This window comes from Cupriavidus sp. YR651, assembly GCF_900101625.1.
GTDB lineage: Bacteria > Pseudomonadota > Gammaproteobacteria > Burkholderiales > Burkholderiaceae > Cupriavidus.
The window spans coordinates 1-20,085 of sequence record NZ_FMYZ01000028.1 but is presented as its reverse complement, the minus strand read 5'-3'; the positions used below and the strand labels follow the sequence as shown (position 1 = coordinate 20,085).

Here is a 20,085-nt window from a genome sequence, read left to right as displayed (position 1 = left end):
ACCAACTGCAGTTCCTTGAAGAAGATCGTTCCTTCGGGGAACTCGCCCGTCTTCTTGTAAATCGCGTATGAGCCCGGTTCGATGTAGACGTTGTGAAATTCGGGGAAATTGGCCTTGCCGCCGTTGAGCGCGTTGGGGGTGAGCGGTGAGCCGACGTACACCCACTCGTGGAAATTCTTCGGCAGGATCAGATCGCCCGACGCCGTATATTCGGGGAGATAGCGCTTTCGCGTGTGTGCGCTGCTGTCATCGGATGGTGGCTTGGCGAACGCAGCGGTCATGACAAACGCGCTGGAAACCACGGTGGCAATCAGTACGGAAGTACGCATACCTTATCTCCTTCTCTTCCACGGATAGTCGAGCGTTCATCGTAGCTGTGCTCGCGTACTCTGCGGTCTCGAATTGGTTCTGATTCGTCCAAATATTCAACGGTCGGCCGTCTCTGTTCCAGTTGCCGTCATGATCAGTCACCTGTTCGACCTGTCCTTATCTGCGATGCAATCTCGGTTAATTTTCTAGCTAGAGCGTTAAGGTAGCGGCGCGCTAATGCTTTGATTTTTCAAGGTTATGTGCGCGCAAGCGAGCCGATTACTGGGTACAGGCAGCTCGCCTGTTTTTCTCAGATTTCTTAAAGAAGTACACGGATAAGTGGACGCAGCCGACCCTTCTTACCAAGGGGGTACATCTCGCGCCGATTTGAGTCGACAACTAGCCGTCGATGTTTGGGGATTAGTGCGTCGGTACTCTTCGAGGTGCGGCACCAGTTAGACTTGACGCGCGTGCTAGGGAAAGCCACGCACTCCCTGCATGACTAAGTCCCCAGGCGTTGCCTGGCCTCTTGTTGAGCTGATCCTTTGGCATGAAACCCTTCTTGTCCCCTCTGTCTGCCCCTCCTGTTGAAGCGTATCTAAAGCGCATAACCCTCCTCGCTGGCTTCCTGTTCGTTCTCTGCGGGATACTGTGGATTAAGGACATCAGAGTAGATATTGGGCTTGCCAACTACGTGCCATTGCACCTTGCGATGGAAACCGCAGCCATTGTTGCGGCGACGCTAGTTTTCGGAATTGCCTGGAATGCCCACGCGGAATCCCGTCCGGGTAGCGTCATATTTCTTGGCGTGGTGCTGCTAGGTTCGGCACTATTAGACTTCGCGCATATGCTGGGCTCCGGCGGCATGCCGGATTTCGTGACGCCTGAAAGCCCACAGAAAGCCATCACATTCTGGTTCGCCGCACGATTACTGGTGGCAATCGGACTTTTTATCGTTGCTTTCCGCCCTTGGCAGCTGGTTCTGAGTCGGCGCAAACGCTATTTCGCACTCGCGCTGGTTCTGGCTTACGTTGCGGCGATCTACATCGGTGAGCTGTTCTTCCCGCAGGCTGTGCCGCATTTCTTCGTCCGTGGGAGCGGCATGACCCCGCTGAAAATCTGGATAGAATATTCGCTGGTTCTGATGTACGGCAGTGCTGCCGTCGCGCTCTATCGCAAGGCTCGCCTGGAAGCCGGTTTCAATCGGGCTGACTTGTTCGCCGCTGCTTCCGTCACGTGCCTGTCAGAACTATGCGCCACGCTTTACGGATCAGTCGGCGATACGTTCAATATTGCCGCCCATGTGTTCAAGGTCCTTTCTTATTCGCTGATTTTCCGTGCCGTATTCATCGATAGCGTGCGCCAGCCGTTCCGCGACCTCAATGCGGCGCTGCGGAAGGAAAGACAGTATGCGGCGGAACAGCATTCACTGGTGCGGACCCTGGATATGCTGGAAGAGGGTGTGGTGGAACTTAGTCCGGGTGGAGTCATTATCCACGCCAACACGGGGTGGTGGCGGCTGGCCGATACGCTTTCCGCCAACGACTCTCTGGATGCATCGATCCAGCCCCAGGACCGTCCTGCGTTTCTGAAGTGCCTTGAACATCTGCAATCCGGGCAGAAGGATGAATCCCACGGACGCTTCCGCTTCATCGCCGACGCCGGCCACGAGCGCTGGATGGACTGCCGATTTCTTGCGGAGCGAAACGACCGGGGGCAGATCCTCGGTATCCGAGGCGTTCTGCGCGACATCACCAAGACGTATCTTCAGGAGCGCCACATTGCCCATATGGCGCACCACGATGCACTCACCGGGCTACCCAACCGCATATTGCTGGAAGACCGCATCAGCAAGGCCATCCAATCCGCTAAGCGTCACAACGAGATCGTCGCAGTTTGCTTCGTCGATCTGGATCATTTCAAGAATATCAATGATGCTTATGGGCATAAGACGGGCGATGGCCTACTGCGCGAGGTTTCCAGCGCGCTGGCGACTTGTCTGGAGGAAGGCGACACGGTGGCGCGGTGGGGCGGTGATGAATTTGTCGTCCTGTTCTCGTGCGTTGCTGACCTCGACGCCGCGCGGGAGGCGGCACGCCGGCTTGTCAACGTCATGGGTCAGTCCTTCACGTCGAACGGGCAATGTGTCAATGCGACATTCAGCGTGGGCGTTTCTCTTTACCCCATCGACGCAGACAATGTCGATGCGTTGCTGACTCATGCCGATCGGGCGATGTTTTACGCTAAGTCCCAGGGGCGCAACAACTTCCAGCTCTTTTCTGACATGACCGAAAAAGGGCTTGGGAAGAAGGAGCTTTACATCAAGGCTCGTCTGGCCCAAGCCATCCGAGACGAACGCATTATGGTCTGGTTCCAGCCTCAGGTGAGCGCTCGCGGCGTGGCCTCCGGCGAACACCATCATCTGACAGGGGTGGAAGCTCTGGCACGCTGGAAAGACGACGACCTCGGCTGGATCCCTCCTAGCAGCTTCGTCCCGATGGCAGAAAATCTCGGCCTGATCGGTGAACTTGGCCGCCTGGTGCGAAGGAAAGCGCTCGCCCAGTTCCAGCAATGGATGGCAGACCGTCCCGGCCTGCATCTGTCCCTGAATATTTCCAAACGTCAGTTGGTTGCGCCGGATTTCTGCAGCTCAATGCTCGAAGACTGCGTGACGTTCGGGGTCCCGTCCAACAGGCTGGTTCTGGAAGTCACTGAATCGATCGCATTGATGGAAGTGGAGGGCGCCGACGACCAACTAAACCGACTCGTCGACGCCGGCTTCACGCTTTCCATCGACGATTTCGGAACTGGCTACGCCTCCCTATCGCAATTGCACGCACTGCCCGTCGGAGAACTGAAAATCGACATTTCTTTCGTGCGGCGCGCTCATACGCCGGATGGGTTGCGGATACTGCAGGCCATTGTGCAACTGGCCAAGGCCTTGTCGTTTCGCACGGTAGCGGAAGGCGTCGAGGATGAAGCGACAAGCGTCTTGCTCAACGAGTTGAAGGTCGACATTCAGCAAGGCTACTACTTTGGCCGCCCATGCGCGGGCGAGGAGTTTGGGGAGCGCTTTTTCTGGTTCAACGAGGAATTCCGGGGAAGGTCGCCTTGATCTTCAGGAAGAAGTATTCCTCGTCACGGTAGCCGTAGGCCCGACGCTTGATGACCTTGATGGTGTTGTTGATGCCTTCAACAACACTCGTGTTCAGCGGGTGCCGGCAGCGGGCGATGATGCCGTGCCAATAGGCTTTCAGGCGCTGGGCGAACAACTCGAGAGCAGGAATTCGGCTCTGGCTTGCCTGTTCACACCAATGCTCCCACGCCTTTTGCGCCCATGCCGGGCGGCGGTAGAACCACAGCCGCTTGAGCTCGTCTCTCAGGATGTAGACCGTCAGCAGCGGCTAATTGGCCTGCAGCACGTCGTTCAGATGCACGGCCTGAGCGTCGCTCAGGTTCTCCTTGTTGCGCAGTAGCAGCCAGCGCGTGGACTTGAGTACCCGCCGGGCGGGACGGTCATGTCGCAGGCGATTGGCCTGGTCCACACGGACCCGATCGATCACTTCGCGCCCGTACTTGGCCACGACGTGGAAGAGGTCGAAGACCACTTCTGCCTGTGGGCAATGCTCGCGGATCTCTAGTTCATAGGCAGTCGTCATGTCGATGGCAACCGCCTCGATGCGCTCGGCCGCGCCCGCCGGGAGCTGCTCAAAGAAGGCCCGTGCTGTCTCGCGCGAGCGGCCCTGACCGATCCAGAGCACTTGCCGCCCAATCGGATCGACCACCACCGTGGCATAGCGATGGCCCTTGTGCAGCGCGAATTCGTCCATGGCCAGGTAGCGGATGCTGGACCAGTCCGGCTCGACGACCGCCTCATGCAGACGCGCCTTGTCTATCGATTTGACGGTATGCCAGCCCAGATCGTAGAAAGCCGCCACAGCCTGCACCGTGCAACTACGTAACAACTGCCCACAGGCCTGCGCCAACCTGGCTGTGACACGCTGGTAGCGGCCCAGCCATTCGAGCCGCTCGAGCCGCGGCCCCCCGCATTGATCGCACCAAACGCGCCTGCGGGGGACATGTTTACAGCACTGGTCGGCGGAGCCATTCGAAAAGCCCCGGATTGTGAGCGACGGCTCAACTGTGATACAAGATTTCTGCACGTCTGGCGCAGGCCGGCGGCATCAAATTCATCTCGTTTTTTGGAACATTCAGAACATGGCAACAGGTACCGTGAAGTGGTTTAACGATGCGAAGGGTTTCGGTTTTATCTCGCCGGACGATGGCGGTGAAGACCTGTTCGCGCACTTCTCCGAGGTTCAGGGAAGTGGCTTCAAATCACTTCAAGAAGGCCAAAAGGTCAGCTTCGAAGTGAAGCAGGGCCCCAAGGGGAAGCAGGCAGGTAGCATCAAGCCGCTGTAAGTTTCACCACGCTGCGAAAGCATCCTGTCAGGGGCAACGATCAGGCTGCGTGATCGTTGCCGGCTTGGCGCAGGGTGTCGAGAAGGGGGGGCAGTGTCTTTCTCAACGCTCCAGAAAGAGCCGTAACTTGTCAGCGCGACTGGGATGCTTGAGCTTGCGCATCGCCTTGGCCTCAATCTGACGGATTCGCTCACGGGTCACGTCGAACTGTTTGCCAACCTCTTCAAGCGTGTGCTCAGAGGTTGTATCGAGCCCAAATCGCATCCGAAGGACCTTGGCCTCGCGTGGCGATAGCTCGTTGAGTGCCGAATCGATTTCGGCGCGCAGGCTTGCCTGGATGGCGGCTTCAGCCGGTGAACTCGCAGAGACGTCCTCAATCATGTCGCCGAGCGTAGCGTCGGCGTCGTCGCCCACAGGGGTCTCAAGCGAGACAGGCTGCTTCGCGATCTTGAGGATATCTCGCACTTTCTGCTCGGACATCTCCATGCGTTCGGCGAGGAGGGCGGGATGGACTTCCTGGCCCGTCTGTTGCAGGAATTCGCGTGAAAGCCGGTTCAGCTTGTTGATTGTCTCGATCATGTGCACCGGCACGCGAATGGTCCGTGCCTGATCGGCAAGCGCACGCGTGACAGCCTGCCGGACCCACCAGGTGGCGTACGTCGAAAACTTCCAGCCGCGCCGGTATTCGAACTTGTCCACCGCCTTCATCAGGCCGATATTGCCTTCCTGGATCAGATCCAGAAACTGCATGCCGCGGTTCACGTATTTCTTGGCAATTGAAATGACTAGACGGAGATTCGCTTCGATCATCTCTCGCTTGGCCTGACGCATTTTTAACTCGGCAGAACTCATCTGGCGGTTGATCTGCTTGAGCTGCTGGAGCGGCAGCAAGACCCTGGCCTCGATGTCGATGAGCTTCTGCTGGCCGGCCTGAATGGCCGGCAGATGTCGCTCGAGCGCCGCGCCAAACCGCTTCGAAGTCGCAGCCACGCGGCTGGTCCATTCAAGGTCGGTCTCGTGGCCCGGGAACGAATCGACAAACGCCTCGCGTGGCATGCCGCAACGTTCGACGGCGATCTCCAGGATGCTACGCTCGACTGTACGAATCTCGGTAACCAGTTCGTGCACGCTGGCACAGAGGCGGTCGATCGTTTTGGCCGTAAAGCGGATCGGCGCCAGTTCGCGCTGGATCTCCGAGCGTACTTGCGCCACGGTTGCGGAACGAGCTTTCCCAGTGGCGGCTGTGTCCGGCATCTGCTCGAACAGGGCACGCACGCGCGCGAATATCGCAAGACTGTCGATTGTCAGTCGTTCGAGACGGACCGCATTCGCCTTGTCCGGATCCCCGGCGTCCGTTTCAACGTCTTCATCGTCTGTGTCGTTATCGGAGGTGTCCGCCTCCACTGGAGCGTCATCGGACTCCAGCGTCACTTCGCTTTCGTCCGCGTCGTCGCGGATGCCGTCGACCAGTTCGTCGATACGCAGTTCGCCAGCAACGATGCGGTCCACATCGGCAAGAATCATTGACACGACCGACGGACACATTGCGATCGCATGAATCATGTCTTGCAGGCCGCCTTCGATGCGTTTTGCGATCTCGATTTCGCCGGCGCGAGTCAGCAGTTCATTTGCCCCCATTTCACGCATGTACAGCCGGACCGGATCAGTCGTGCGGCCGAATTCGGAATCGACAGTCGACAGTGCGGCTTCCGCTTCCTCATCAGCCTGATCGTCGGATGTCGCGCCAGGCGCGGCGCCGCTTAACAGGAGCGTCTCCGCGTCCGGCGCCTGCTCGTACACGGCCACTCCCACGTCGCTGAACGTGCTGACGATCGCCTCCATCGCAGCAGTTTGCGTAAAGTTGTCGGGCAGGTGATCGTTGATGTCCGCGTGGGTGAGATAGCCGCGCTCACGACCAAGCGCGATCAGCGCTCGCATCTGGCGTTGACGCTCCTCGTCCCGGTGCGTGGACACGGTGTCCAGCGGTATTGCGACCGCCTGGGTCTTTCCTGTCGACCTGCGGCGGCTGGTCTTGGAGGTGATCTTGATCACGCGGTATGCTGAGTCGTCGCGAACCGGATTTGCCAATATGTTCTCCTGGCCAGGTTGGCCGACGATCGTCGCGGACATGACGGCTGGCCACGCCTGCGGGGTGCGAACGAAATCGTGGAATGACGCACGGACTGTCGAGGCCGGAATGCCTCCCGCGGGAATCCGGTGTGTGCGAAATGGGGAATCAGGAATCATACTGGACGCGCTTGTGCGTCGCAACATGCGCTGGCTGCGGATTCGTTAAGCCTAGGCGTTCCCGACAGCTTGCGGCGAGCGTCTGGACAGCAGCACCTGGTGGTCAGGCCCACGGGTGGGATCTACTCATCTTCGATACCGCGGATGTAAGCCGGGGATCGTCTTGGCGATCGGAATGTGATTGGAGAAGTAGTGAATATCGTGCGCCGCCTTGTCCGCGGGCGGCAACCCACGCACGTGACCCCGCTCGTCCCTACGGACAGTGAAGCGCTGGTCACAAATCAGTATCACCTTTTACAGGTGCTCTGTGCTTTCAGCTGCCGATGAGTGCATCCGAACCGGGTCGGCAACTCATGATCCGGTTCGGGCTTGCAGGCATATTCAGCCTGCCCGATCCCGTGTGCCCGTCCCGGCTCGGAGCTGAACGGCGTCGAGTCGCTGGCGCCAAGTATGCAATCGCCCGAGCGATAGAACATATCTCGGCAAATCCAGAGCCTCATTTCGCATGCTTCGCGGGCGCGAACTTCTCGACTTCGAGGCTAATAATGGTGCTTTTGAGGTAAAACTCATCATTCAGGATGATCTTCATTTTCTGTCTTGGATGTCATTTTTGTCCGGCCCTGAGCGCGATAATCAGATGGAAGTGTGCCGTAAGCATCATGAAACGCCTTGAGAAAGCTGCTTCGGCTGGTGTATCCGACTGTGCGCGCAATGTGGTCGACTGATAGTTCGCAGGTGATTAGCATCGAGGCGGCTTGACGCATGCGCAATCTCCGGAGGACTGTCATGGGCGGCAAGCCAACAACTTCGGTGAACCGTGCCATAAAAGACGATCGGCTCAAACACGCGGTACGAGCGAGAGCGTCGACAGAATGTTGTGCTCCCGGACGCGCTGCCATATGCGAGAAGGCTCTTGCGATATTGGCGTCTCCCATTAGCGAAAACCGCTCGACCCACAGATCAATGGAGGTCAATGAGCGTCTTAGCAATGCAATTAACACAACTTTGAGCAGCGTCGCCGTCATAGCACCCGTGCCCACTTCCTGGTCTATGAGTTCCTGTAGAGCTAACCGTAGTGTGTGGTCAATGTGCCGCGCGCTATCGAACTGCTCGACGATAGGAGCGGTCAGCGTCGAGAACAAGTTCACGGACGTGCCATAGGACGCTTCAAAGTAGCCGCAGATCAACATCAGTTGGGGAGCGTGGTCGCCTGCCACGAACCTCCGAATCGCACCGGGTGGGAATGGCTTCCAACGACCCTCTACCTCGTTGGAAATCCCGCTTTCAGGACCATCGGGAGGCACCTCGATATGGAAATACTGATTTGGCGGCGTAATAACAAGCGTGTGAGGTAAAAGTTCGATAGCGGGATGTCCTTCTAGGACCATGCGGCCATGGCCAGATAGGTTGTAATGTATGCCCGGCGCAGGCGTACCTCCCAGGTTTAGGCGCCAACCCGGACTCACCAAGCACTCGGTCAATCGAACAAATTCCACACTAAGCGCGGATAACAGGCCGTCTAGTTGGGCGCCCGAAATCCGCGCCAGCGGTGGATCTCTATGTTGGCGTGCCGCACCCTTGTTCATGGAACATTCATTGAAATCAGAGTCGCCGTCCTAGTGTTGTTTCAACGGCCCCAATCAAATCTTAGGTAAGGGGATAAACAGGACTCGTACCATGAGGACACCTGAACCCTTCGGATGCAGGCAGTGCCCCGTTCCCGATGGACTTGGTGGGGGTGGCGTCTTCAGTCGACGCAGTCGTCACACGGTCCGACGGGGAGTCGAGGTGGTTTGTTCGCGTTGCCGGCGGCCAGAATCTACCAATACGTCGCAGTGCGATTGCTATCGCGAATAAGCCCCATAAGGACCTCCGGGACGGCCAGTTCAATGATCGCCGCGCGTTAGTTTCGCACATCCCGTGTTACATACTATGTACATAGTCCTAGCTTGATTATCAACACGTCGCGAGGCCGCCTGCCATGTGCTTGATTGGACCCGAGGGAACTGGAGCCGGCCAGTTGGACCAGCTGAGCCCGTGGACCGGCGTGCAAGAGATGTCCACGACCTGTTCGCTGAAGCCAGGGCGGAACATCGACGGCGAATAGTCGTCGTGCAGCATACGCTGGGTGAGGCGCAGTGAGGCTCACTTCTCGGTTGTCGGCAAGCAAATTGTGCATCGGTTTGTTTCATTGGATATCACTTGATCACCATCCTTTAGCGCGTGCTATTCCACGGTGACCATCGTGGATCGGATTTCAGCACACGGCAAGTTCCGTGCGAGTGCCCGTCTGAACTCGCCGGCGCATTCCCTGGGAAGGATGTTTCAGTGTAGACGCGATTCGTAAGTCCGAATATTGTTCTTTATCGTCCGAAGTCTCAGCACGGGTAGCGATGAGTAGCGTCGTCCATAGCCTCGGGTGCGGAAACCCATACTTCATTGGCGTAGCCGTTGGCATCGATTGCGCCGTCGTCTGACCCAAGGGACCCGGCGCAGCTGGGCGCTTTGCCTGCATCCCCATCCATTGCATAGACGGTATGCCGAAGCAAATGGCGCTAAAACGGTACGCGGACCGACCGACGTGATGCCGTCTAAATCGTTGAGCATGAGTTGCTTGAGGGTGCCCAGCAGAAATTTGCCTGCCTTGTGGATCAGAATATCTAGCCGCGGAGCGCGGCGGCGGTCGTATCCACGGTGCCGATGACCTAGGCGTTGCGGGCCAATGCATGGCTCTCCATCGCCCCAGCCTTGGCCACGTCCTTGGAAGCGTCATCTGCGACGGCCAACTCCGTACCGAGTTCCGTCTGCGCGTGACGGGGGGCGGCCGCGCTTCCTGACGGAGACGGGGACGGTTGTGCCGTGGTCGCGGCTGATAGAAGCGGCCGAGCCGCATTACGCCAAGGGCAAACGTGGGCGGCTGCCGATCGGACTTGAGCGGATGCCGCGCATCTATCTCCTTCGGCAGTGGTATGGGCTGTCGGACGAGGCGCTGGCAGACGCGATGTATGACAGCATGACAATGCGCGCGTTCGCTGGGATCGATTCGGCTGTCGAAGTAGCGCCGGATGCGCCCACGCTGAAGTCTCGCCGCTTGCTCGTCGAGCATGAGCTGACCTGAAAGCTGTTCGACGAGATTGGCACCATGCTGCACGGGCGTGGGCTGATGACAAAAGAATGCACGATTTAGGATGTCTTCGAGGCGCCGCCGTCGACCAAGAACAAGGACTAGACCCGCCACCCCGACATGCACCAGACCAAAAAAGGCAACGAATGGCGCGTGTCACGAACGCAGGCTGAGTCCGCGATGCTGTACTGAAGATAGGAGAAGGTCTCCCGGAGACGGCTTGCAGGAGCAGGTTCCAAACCACGCAGCCATCGCGGCCTGCAGCCCCACGCCAGGAATCGCGCTGATCGCCTTCACCCCATCTTCCTTGACCCACTCGCACATACGCCGCTCGACTTCCACGGCAAGCCCATCCACCTTGGCAATCCCGTACCTCTGCTCGCGTAGCGCTTTGATCAGCGTCACTGGCAACCGCTCTGTCACGCCGGCCGGACACAAATCTAGCCACGGCCCGTTGACCTTAATGATAGCAGTGACTATCATTGACGGGCGAAGGCGGTAGTGCTTTCCACGCGCTCAACTTGGCAATTCGCCAGCATGAGCGCTCAGAGGTTCGGGGCAGCTCGCGGGGTTAATTAACCAAGGAAGCAATGTGGTGTTGAAAGTTAGCCTGTACGCATCCATGCGTCGCAATTGGTGCGCAGACCTGGAAGACTACTGGCAGTGTCACAGCAATGAGTGGGGGGGTCACCGTTCGAGATGAAAAGCGGATCTTCGGAAAGGTCGATCTCGAGGGATTTCACGCCGATCTAAGTTGGCTGACTATTCTCCACAAGCGCGAAGTGTTTGGCGAGGCCTCGGACTTCGAGATAGAGCGCGTCGCCCAATTCACTGACCGCGGCCCTGAGCGGTTACTGGGTAATGCCGCCTTCCTGCGGCACAAAGCCAAGAACGAAGCGACCATCCAAAAAAACGCCGAACGCGCGTAGAAACTGTTGAGGACGGAGTCGTCCCTCACCACGTACTTTTTGGAAATGCGACCTCGACTTAAGGGGCTGAGCTTCCCCTGGAATTTCGCCTTCCAGTAAGTCGTTTGTAGACTCAACCCAAAGGAAGGAAAACGATGTTCAAGGTACCAAGGCAGGCATACACGGCAGAGTTCAAGGCGGCTGCCATGCAACGAGTCAAGGACGGGCAAGGCATAAGCGCTGTGGCCCGGGAGTTAGGCGCGTCGGAGCAGACGCTGCGCAACTGGGTGAAGGCCGAGCACGCCGGCAAGCTAAACGGCGTCAGCACCAAGGTGGTCACGCCCGAGCAGATGGAGCTCTCACGGCTGCGCGCCGAGAACAGGCGCCTGCAGATGGAGCTTGAGATCGCAAAAAAGGCGGCGGCGTTCTTCGCGAAGGACCTCCTGTGAAGTACACCAGGATTGACGAGCAGTGCCGGCATATCCGCGGTCGGCGCTGTGCGAGGTCCCTTCAGTGAGCGTTAACGGCTATCGCGCCTGGAAGCGTGGCGGCACCGCCGAGCGCCAGCGGCCGACCGACACGCAGTTGCTCACGCTGGCATCCGCCACGAGTGATACGGTAGGCGTGATGGTTACGGGCTCAACATTGATCACTTTGTCGAAGCATCTGAGAAGGCGTGGCGGCAAGTATTCCACTCACGACATATATGCGTTGACGCAAGCAATAGGCAGGCTGAACGACGACGTACAAGATTGTTGGGCTCCGGAGTCTGGGTTCCCGACTCGACAGAAACTCGGCGTGTCGAACGCATAAAGGCGTTCGACAGCGGAAGTCAGAAGATTCTCCGCGAATAGCAGGCGACGGAGAGAAAGTATAAGGGTGAGGGAAGATGGACCGGATACAAGCCATGGAGGTGTTCGTACGCGTGGTCGAAGCGAACAGCTTCTCCCGCGCGGCGGATTTGCTGCATATCTCCCGTACCTCTGTGACGATTATCGTCAAGAATCTAGAAGCGCATCTTCGGGTGCCCTTGCTGCAGAGAACAACACGCATGGTAAAGCTCACTCCCGAGGGAGAGGAATACTATGAGCATGCTCTGAGAATTCTCGCTGAGGTTTCCGATATGGAAACCATGATGGGCGGGGCCGGAAACGGACCTCGTGGCAAGCTACGTGTAAGCATGCCCGCCATCATTGGAAAGTGGCTGGTCACCCGTCAACTGCACAAATTCCACACAACATATCCCGATATCGCGCTGACCCTTTCGTACTGCGATAGGTGGGTGGACCTGATTGGAGAAGGCGTAGATTGTGCTGTCCTAGCAGGCGAGCTTGAGAGTTCAAGCTTCCTGGTTGGTCGTCGCCTTGCTGATATGCAAAGGATTACCGTGGCGACGCCTGACTATCTCCGGCGCTACGGACAGCCAGAGAACATCGAGGACCTGAAAAATCACCAGACACTGCAGTACGTATCGAGTAGGACAGCCCGCCCGATTGACCTGAGCTTCCTCGTAGGAGCCCAGTGTATCGAGGTCCCCGCGGTAGGCAAACTCAGCTTCGACGATGTCGACGCGTATGTCGAATGTGGCCTCACAGGCCTGGGGATACTGCAGCCGCCTCGATTCATGCTCGAGGAGCATTTGCACCTGGGCTCGTTTGTAGAGATCCTGCCTCAATGGAAGCCAAAATCATTGCCCGTTTCAGCGGTTTATCCCCAGAATCGGCATCTTCCTTCCAAGGTCAAGGTGTTTCTTGAGTGGATCACAAAACTCTTCGAACAATCAGACCTTTTCGCGTTAGAAGATAGGTCTCGGAAGATGCTATCCATGACGACGGCCGTACCCGGCTTGCCGCCTGCCGGAGAAAGCAAAAGAGGATAAGCAACCTCGATAACAGAGCCCGACGACACTGTTACTTCTTCTTTGACGGCGGATGCATCAGTTTTTTCGTTTCGATCGCCGCACCACTGAGTATCTCTCCCGCGAGTTCCGGATTGGACGAATTTATCGCTCGCGCGATCGCAACTACACCTGCTAAGGAAGCTACCAGAAACAACGCTCTTCGCCGCGCTAGAGCCGGAGTAAGCGTCTTGCGCAACGAGTACTCCATTAGCTTGGCAATCTGGGCGGTGCCATCCGCGAAGGCAGCCATTACGTTCTTCGGCTGACGCGCTATCTCGGCCGCATAAGCGGCCAAAGGGCGATTGACAGTTGGGTCCTCGCTTAGTGCATATTGCAGATAGTCGTCTATGTAAGCCAACGCGCTGCTACGACCGCTGTCTTCGGCCTCCCAGCGTTCGCAGCGCGAGGCCAGGTCGAGTCGGCAAGCTAGTGCTATAAGCTCATCCTTGGTCGCAAACTGTCGATAGAACGCACCCTGCGTGAGACCGGCCTTGGCGCTGATCTCTGCAACGCTGGTGCCTTCGAACCCCTTTTCATTAAGCAACAATCTGGCTGCGTCGATCAGAGCGGCCCGATTCCGGGCCACTTTTTCCTTGCTGACTTTCATTGTGCTGCCTCTTGAGCATCTGTATCGCATACGCACGTACTGCCGCGATGCAGTCGATGGACCAAAAAAAATCAGGCCCGCTATATTGTTCAATTATACCAAACATTCAGTTTTCAAATAATGACTTGATAAGATAATGGATCTTACGATATCGTCCGTCAGAAATGGGCGTAATTCCGTTTTGGCTTCTCTCCAACGCCTCTCTCAACCTGCGTGGGTCAGTATTTTAATCCGAACGATCCGCATTGGTTTGCTGCGTTCTGGCCTCTACTCTTACCATTTCACCATGGACCGCTTTCGTTTTTTTCGACAAATTATAGTATTTTTCTCTTGAAAACTGAAGTGAATATTAAAAGAAAATGCGCCATCCGGATTTGTGGCGTGCCATAGGTGGTGGCCGGGATGATAACCGGGCTGGCTTGTTCTCCACAAACCAGTAGCTAACAACGGAACTTTGTGCACATCAAGCATCAAGCGTCTACGGTCCAGTGAGACATCCATGGCATGATGGCGCGTTTGTTAAAATTGAATAAAAAATAATTGTTTAAATATTTTAAATGTACCGTTTAAACAATTTGACTTGATCTCATAACGTGAACGAAGCTATATTTGAAGCGGTTGGCGCAGGTTCGTTTCGATTAGCTCACAGGTCCTTTGTCTCCGGTTTTAAGCGTGAGCTTGACCCATGTCGAAACTTAAATGATTAAAACCTGCGTTGACTTTCGTCCCCCGTGTCCCCCTGGGCAGAACCCCGCTGTCCAGGGGTTTTTTTTAGTTTTACGGGTGGAGAACTATCCCTACCACGATATACGAAATTTGGTCCATCTTTTTGCCTCAACCTTGCTCCGCCTCCGTTGAGTGGTCCGCCATAAGCCGTGTAGCAGACGAGCCACCCCGGGCGAAGGCACGCGTCAAGTTAGATGTGGCCATATTCATGTAAGCCTAAGTTGTTTTCCTGAGCCTTCTGCTTGCCACGGCAAACTTGCGCTCGCGGTTCAGCGTGACCGTGGCGATCTGCGACCCGTCGCACGTGAGGTGTGACCGGCGAGGTCGGTTCGGCTCGCGAGCCTAAGAGTACAGTGCATGGCGCTCGGCCGGATCCCGCCGCGGTCCCCAGGCCTGGCGCTGTGCCGGGCCACCGTAGCGGACGAAGCCGTGTTGATGCTTATAGTTGCACCAATGGACGAAGGTACGCGACTACGGCCATGTCGGCAACGCCCGTTAAAGGAGATCTCTGGCCGGTAACTGGCAGTGTGGAGGCTCTCCAAAAACGCGTTGTTATTGGTCATGTGTGGCCAGACCGAGCGGTGCTGACTGGCATCGTGTTCGTGCTGCGCTCTGGCATCGCCTGGAATCTACTGCCGCAGGAGATGGGCTGTGGCTCGGGCACTGCATACTGGCGGTGGCTGGTTGCCTGGCAGGAGGCTGGTGTTTGGCAACGCACCCACGAGATCCTGCTTGCCGAATTGCGCCGGCGCGGCCAACTCGACATGGCGCGCGCCATTGTCGACAGCTCGTCGGTTCGCGCCATGTTGGCGGGAAAATGAAGGTCCGAACCCAACGGACCGGCGCAAGCTCGGCAGCAAGCATCACCTTATCGTCGACGCGCAAAGTATCCCGCTCGTGGTCATCCTGACCGGCGTGAACTGCAACGACATCACGCAACTCGATGCGCTGGTCGAGGCGATTCCTCCCATTCGCGGAAAGCGCGGACGCCCTCTGCACAAGCCGAAAATCGTCCAAGGCGACCGGGGATACTGTTCCGAGTCGCACCGACAGCGCTTGCGCGAGCGCGGCATTACGCCCGTGCTTGCCAAAATCGGCTCGCCGCACGGCAGTGGGTTCGGCAAAACGCGCTGGGTCGTGGAACGCTCGATTGCTTGGCTCCATTCGTTCAGACGCCTAAAGATTCGATACGAGCGATATGCCCATGTCCACGAAGCCTTCCCGTCCCTTTCCTGTTCACTGATTTGCTGGAGCAGGCTAAAGCCCTGCATGAACTTATTTCGCAACAGCTTCTAAAGGAGAAGGCGTTGACCGAAGCCGCCACCCTGTTGATGCTGTCTAGAAAGATCGAGGGCATCTTCCCGACGGACAAGGACGAGGACGCATGATCGGCCTGGAAGATCGCCAAACGATGGTCTGCTATATCGAGATCGCTCGCGCAGCCGGGGCCCGCCGGCGCCAGGCCTGCGAGGTGGCTGCCATTATGCGCACACTGGAACGCCGGAAGGCCGATGGTGGGCCGGTGGGGACCGCCGCTCCGGGGTCGAGCAGCGCACGTGCTGAGGACCGAGGAACGCGAACGCATTCTGGCCATCGCCAACGAGCCGCGCTATGCCGGGATCCCGCCGGTCGCGCATCGTGCCCATGCTTGCCGACGAGGGTGTGTATCTAGCCAGTGAATCTAGCTTCGGCCGCGTGTTGCGAGCCCATCGGCGGACCCGGCACCGGGGGCGCGCCAAAGCCGTCCACCCACCACGCACGTTGCTACAGGGCCAAGCCAACTGTGGCGCTGGGACTCGGTCTACTTGCCGGCAGAGGTCGCCGGTGTTGGTTCTATTTGTACCTGATCCTGGACGTGTACAGCCGCATGATCGCGGGCTTCGAGATCCACGATCGCGACGACGCCGACCACGCGGAGCATCTGGTCAAGCGCACGGGGCTGGCCGAGTGCATTTATGCCTCGGCGGCAACGCTGGTGCTGCACGCGGACAACAGATTCGCGCTCGAGGCCAATACGCTGCTGGCGATGTTGCACTGGCTTGGCGTCAAGCCCTCGCATTCGCGTCCACGTCGAGTGACGATAGCGCCTTTGTGGAATGCATGTTCCGCAAGGTCGAGTACTGGTTGGAGTTCCCGTCCGTTGGCTTTGCGGATCTGACCGCAGCGCGTACTTGCGCGGCCCACTTCGTCCACTGGTCCAACCATGAGCATCGGCACAGCGGGATCCACTATGTGAGCCCAGAACAGCGCCATGCCGGACAAGACGACGGCAAAATTCTCGCCGTGCGTCACGCGCTGTTTTTTTAGCCCCGTGACCGCAACCCACGCCGCTGGTCATGCAATACACGAGGACTGGTCGGCAATGCACGCAGTCACGCTCAACCCGGGGCGCGAGATTTCCGTGCCCGCCGGTATCAAGCCAGGCGAAGAAAAACAGCGTTCGGCTGCATAAATGAGGCGACATCTAGCTTTGACGTGTGCCGGCATACGCCGAAATGCTGCTATCGATGGAAATTCCGCGTGTTAGGCCTGATTCTGGCCCTCAGAAAGATCCGCTTCCGCTATAGCCGAAAGTATCCGCTTGCACATACCGTAGTAGTAGGCCCCTTCTTCGGTCAAGCGGACGTTACGCGTGGTACGGCAAATTAACCTCGCACCCAGTTGTGATTCCAGGAGGATGATGCTCCGGAAGATTACCGATTTCGGTATACCCAGCGCTTCTGAAGCGCGCACACATCCGCCCCGGTCGACGATATTCGTGAAGATCTGCATCGCAGCTAGTTGGTCCATGATAACTACCTTGCTATTGGCGGCTGACATGACGTTCACGCAAGCACCGCCAACACATAATGATCCTCTTAGAAATCGTTTAAAAATAAGTCGTGACTACTGTCGCAATTCCGATAGGCGCTGATCTTTCAGATTATTGCCAGTTCTACCGGAGGCACAACTTAGTTATTTTAACTGCACCACTGACGTCAAAGGGCCACGCGAGACACCGTATCTCTCGCGTTTCAGTTCCATTTGTAGATCATTGACAGGTTAACTAAAGCAAACGGCTTTTGATCTACGCGGTGTGCTTTGCGAGACAACGATACCGTACCTTTCTATAGTCAAACTAACGTCGGCACCCTACGCAGATGCTAGACCTTGGCAGATATAGCTGCCCTCAACTCGGCGGACCAACAGCGAGTCAACTTTCTTCTTGGTATCCAGTCTTCTTTGCTTGCCCAAGCGCACGCGAAATGCGGGTGGATGTCTTGTTTCCTGGAGCGCTCGTCTGCACCGAGGTAACCTGCATCGGCAAACACATCGACCTCCCCGCCATGCAGTAGCGATGCGGCCGGAACAGAGTCGTGCACGCTGACGGCAGTGCCAATCGCAGCAACCGGAAGCGAGAGATAGTGGCCTCATTCGAAAGCCGCACCATACCTCAATCTCGCCCAGCGAATTCCCGATACAGGGGAATATCGCGCAACTCGCAGCCCAGGCAAACCTTCCGTAACTTCATTCGTCGTGACAACAAGACAGAGGAGGCGGGCAAGCCAATTATCGACGATGAACTTTGGGCAGCAGATCGAACCGCTTGTGCCTCGGGCCAAACCGAGACGAACTGCCAGTCTAAATGGAGCAACTCCCAACTGCTGCCTCGACCACGCGATTAGCAAAACGCCGGTGATCTCGCGTGACAAAGTTTCAGGCACCACGTCGCCACCGATGTGAACGGCACCAGATCGCCGTCGTACTGACCACGCGAACCGCTATAACGGTGCTCGGTTCTTGCCTCCGGTCGAAGCTATTCCCGCTATCCGCACACGTCCATAGCGCTTGTTGTGCATGCGTGCTCGCATCTATGCCGACCCGGCTTACCACTACGACAAGTATCGTCGGCCGCTTCGCGCCGTCGACGTCCGAACCTCGATCGCCTGCCACGGTTAACCGCGCGGCAGCGGCGCGATTAGGTTCGCAGGTAGTAAAGCGTAGTCTTGCGTGGTTGGCCGCATTCCGGCCTTTGTGGACCTGTTCGCGCACTGAGCCGACATCCATGAAGGCCTACTCGAGCCGGCCGGTTTCCTTGCGAAGCAGCGCCATTTCCCTGGGGTACCTCCGGCCAATTCGACAAACACGTACCGAAGTCGTGGCATTAATGAGAGTTACTCTTATGTGCTCTTTTCGAAGTCACTATCATTTTCCGATCACAGAGTACGTACGGCGAAAACGACTGGGATCTACGCCGTGAATTTGGCTAAAAGCAAGAGAGAAATTGCTCCTGCTGGAGTACCCAACTCGCTTCGCGACTTCGGCGATAGGAAGTGTCGTTGTAATTAATAATTCGCTGGCGCGACGTAACCGCACTAGTTTGACGAGACTCATCGGCGATTGACCGAAAACCCGCTGGAATGCGCACGCAAACGCAGAGCGGCTCATGCCTGCGATCAGCGCGAGACTGTCTACCGTATATGCGACTGCAGGCTGCTCAAAGATTGCGTGCAAGGCACGACTTAGCCGAGGGTCAGACTTGGCAGCCAACCAAGGCAACGGCGAGGGGTCGCACTCGATCCAGCGCCGCAACGCTAGTACTAGACATTGCTTAAGCAATGCCTCAATCAGAACACGTGACCCGACTCCCGGCTGGGCCGACTCGGCCAACAACATCGCAAACTGGTCTCGCAATCCTTCAGTGCCGCCGAAATGCACCACCAATGGCTTTCCCAGGGTGGTGAAAGGGTCGGACCCATCAGCCAAGCCGACGCGGAGCTCACCGCACACCGTTTCGACGCCCCGCTGGCCTTGGCCCGCGGTTAGCGTTGGAACGGCTTCTTGTGACGGCGCGCCCCGCGCGCGTGCCCGGCCCTCAAGGCGCACCGGTTTTGACGAGGCGTTTTCGAGACGGTACGCAACCCCTGGCGGCAGGAGTACGAGACTGTGTGGTCCAAGTTGAATGGGCGGTAAGGCACCAACAACCAGTGTGCCAACACCCGCAAGGCAGTAATGCAGCCTCGCCGCGTCGCAGGAGTCGAAGCGCATTCCCCAACCTTCACGTATGTCGCAGACCGTGAAATCGGTCACACCGATATCAAGCACAGCTAGCAAATGATCCAAGATCATGTGCGCAGAAAATGACGATTCGAACATGCGGCGGATTATGACGGCAACTCAAATAGAGAGGGCGACGATTGAGTACATTTGGACGAAACAGAACCATTTCGAGACCCCACAGTACGCGAGCAAAGCTACGATGTACTTCCTAGAAGAGGAGGAGATAAGGTATGCGTCCCGTACTGATTGCCACCGTGGTTTCCAGCGCGTTTGTCATGACCGCTGCGTTCGCCAAGCCACCATCCGATGACAGCAGCGCACACACGCGAAAGCGCTATCTCCCCGAATATACGGCGTCGGGCGATCTGATCCTGCCGAAGAATTTCCACGAGTGGGTGTACGTCGGCTCACCGCTCACCCCCAACGCGCTCAACGGCGGCAAGGCCAATTTCCCCGAATTTCACAACGTCTACATCGAACCGGGCTCATACGCGATTTACAAGAAGACGGGCGAGTTCCCCGAAGGAACGATCTTCTTCAAGGAACTGCAGTTGGTGCTCCCGGCGCAGAACCCGGATGGATCGCGCGCCGAGGCATCCGGGCGCGGCTACTTTCCCGGAAAGTGGAATGGCGCCGACGTGACGGTCAAAGATTCCAAGCGCTATGCCGCCACCGGAGGCTGGGGCTACTTCAATTTCAATCACCACGAGCCGAAGGCAGCAACTGCCAAGGTGAAGCCCAATGAGGAATGCGCGTTCTGCCACAGGGCGAGCGCTAAGAAAGACGACGTCTGGACCCAGTT

Annotated in this window: 11 protein-coding genes and 6 pseudogenes; 9 read left to right on the top strand and 8 right to left on the bottom strand. The window is 57.4% G+C overall.

What is annotated here, in order from left to right; translation table 11 throughout:
• Positions 1-329: cytochrome P460 family protein (locus BLR29_RS31010; RefSeq protein WP_176861117.1), on the bottom strand; the 329-nt coding region annotated here is incomplete at its 3' end.
• Between the two features lie 530 nt (positions 330-859).
• Between BLR29_RS31010 and BLR29_RS31005 the strand changes: the two genes are divergently transcribed.
• A complete protein-coding gene (locus BLR29_RS31005) occupies positions 860-3,424 on the top strand; it encodes a bifunctional diguanylate cyclase/phosphodiesterase (protein WP_092143740.1) in 2,565 nt (854 codons plus the stop codon).
• Here BLR29_RS31005 and BLR29_RS31000 read toward each other — a convergent pair.
• A pseudogene (locus BLR29_RS31000) lies at positions 3,393-4,391 on the bottom strand (ISL3 family transposase); the annotation flags it as partial. The gene BLR29_RS31005 and the pseudogene BLR29_RS31000 overlap by 32 nt on opposite strands.
• 136 nt (positions 4,392-4,527) lie before the next feature.
• On the opposite strand from BLR29_RS31000, the gene BLR29_RS30995 reads away from it, so the two are divergent.
• Positions 4,528-4,731 carry a cold-shock protein gene (locus BLR29_RS30995; RefSeq protein WP_092143737.1) on the top strand — a complete coding sequence of 68 codons (204 nt, stop codon included), beginning with the start codon at positions 4,528-4,530 and terminating at the stop codon, positions 4,729-4,731.
• A gap of 102 nt (positions 4,732-4,833) precedes the next feature.
• Here BLR29_RS30995 and rpoD read toward each other — a convergent pair whose 3' ends face one another.
• Both rpoD and BLR29_RS30985 read right to left on the bottom strand, forming a co-directional pair.
• Positions 4,834-6,861, bottom strand: a complete 2,028-nt coding sequence (rpoD, locus tag BLR29_RS30990) for an RNA polymerase sigma factor RpoD (protein WP_092143734.1) — start codon at positions 6,859-6,861, stop codon at positions 4,834-4,836.
• 686 nt (positions 6,862-7,547) lie between these two features.
• Positions 7,548-8,564, bottom strand: coding sequence for an AraC family transcriptional regulator (locus BLR29_RS30985; RefSeq protein WP_092143731.1), 1,017 nt, complete (start codon positions 8,562-8,564; stop codon positions 7,548-7,550).
• 1,187 nt (positions 8,565-9,751) lie between these two features.
• Here BLR29_RS30985 and BLR29_RS30980 point away from each other — a divergent pair.
• Positions 9,752-10,204, top strand: a pseudogene (locus tag BLR29_RS30980) (transposase); the annotation flags it as partial.
• Positions 10,205-10,345: 141 nt separating this feature from the next.
• Here BLR29_RS30980 and BLR29_RS33115 read toward each other — a convergent pair.
• A pseudogene (locus BLR29_RS33115) lies at positions 10,346-10,525 on the bottom strand (IS110 family transposase); the annotation flags it as partial.
• A 251-nt stretch (positions 10,526-10,776) separates the two neighbouring features.
• Between BLR29_RS33115 and BLR29_RS30970 the strand changes: the two are divergent.
• The 3 genes and pseudogenes from BLR29_RS30970 to BLR29_RS30960 all read left to right on the top strand — a co-directional run bounded on the left by BLR29_RS30970 (position 10,777) and on the right by BLR29_RS30960 (position 12,889).
• Positions 10,777-11,031 (top strand): DNA-3-methyladenine glycosylase I, encoded by a 255-nt coding sequence (locus BLR29_RS30970; RefSeq protein WP_092143725.1) that lies wholly within the window; start codon positions 10,777-10,779, stop codon positions 11,029-11,031.
• 134 nt (positions 11,032-11,165) lie between these two features.
• Positions 11,166-11,607, top strand: a pseudogene (locus BLR29_RS30965) (transposase); the annotation flags it as partial.
• Positions 11,608-11,917: 310 nt separating this feature from the next.
• Positions 11,918-12,889 (top strand): LysR family transcriptional regulator, encoded by a 972-nt coding sequence (locus tag BLR29_RS30960; RefSeq protein ID WP_176861116.1) that lies wholly within the window; start codon positions 11,918-11,920, stop codon positions 12,887-12,889.
• Between the two features lie 31 nt (positions 12,890-12,920).
• On the opposite strand, the gene BLR29_RS30955 is transcribed toward BLR29_RS30960, so the two are convergent.
• A complete protein-coding gene (locus BLR29_RS30955; RefSeq protein WP_092143719.1) occupies positions 12,921-13,517 on the bottom strand; it encodes a TetR/AcrR family transcriptional regulator in 597 nt (198 codons plus the stop codon).
• A gap of 1,298 nt (positions 13,518-14,815) precedes the next feature.
• On the opposite strand from BLR29_RS30955, the pseudogene BLR29_RS30950 reads away from it, so the two are divergent.
• Both BLR29_RS30950 and BLR29_RS33110 read left to right on the top strand, forming a co-directional pair.
• A pseudogene (locus tag BLR29_RS30950) lies at positions 14,816-15,539 on the top strand (IS5 family transposase); the annotation flags it as partial.
• Positions 15,539-16,695: pseudogene (locus BLR29_RS33110) on the top strand (transposase); the annotation flags it as partial. The pseudogenes BLR29_RS30950 and BLR29_RS33110, both read left to right, overlap by 1 nt.
• 71 nt (positions 16,696-16,766) lie before the next feature.
• Here the strand turns inward: BLR29_RS33110 and BLR29_RS30940 are convergent.
• Together BLR29_RS30940 and BLR29_RS30935 are read right to left on the bottom strand one after the other, a co-directional pair.
• Positions 16,767-17,033 (bottom strand): LysR family transcriptional regulator, encoded by a 267-nt coding sequence (locus BLR29_RS30940; protein ID WP_176861114.1) that lies wholly within the window; start codon positions 17,031-17,033, stop codon positions 16,767-16,769.
• A 1,395-nt stretch (positions 17,034-18,428) separates the two neighbouring features.
• A complete protein-coding gene (locus BLR29_RS30935; RefSeq protein WP_092143710.1) occupies positions 18,429-19,379 on the bottom strand; it encodes an AraC family transcriptional regulator in 951 nt (316 codons plus the stop codon).
• 134 nt (positions 19,380-19,513) lie between these two features.
• Between BLR29_RS30935 and BLR29_RS30930 the strand changes: the two genes are divergently transcribed.
• On the top strand, positions 19,514-20,085 hold a 572-nt coding region (locus tag BLR29_RS30930; protein WP_092143707.1), incomplete at its 3' end, for a cytochrome P460 family protein.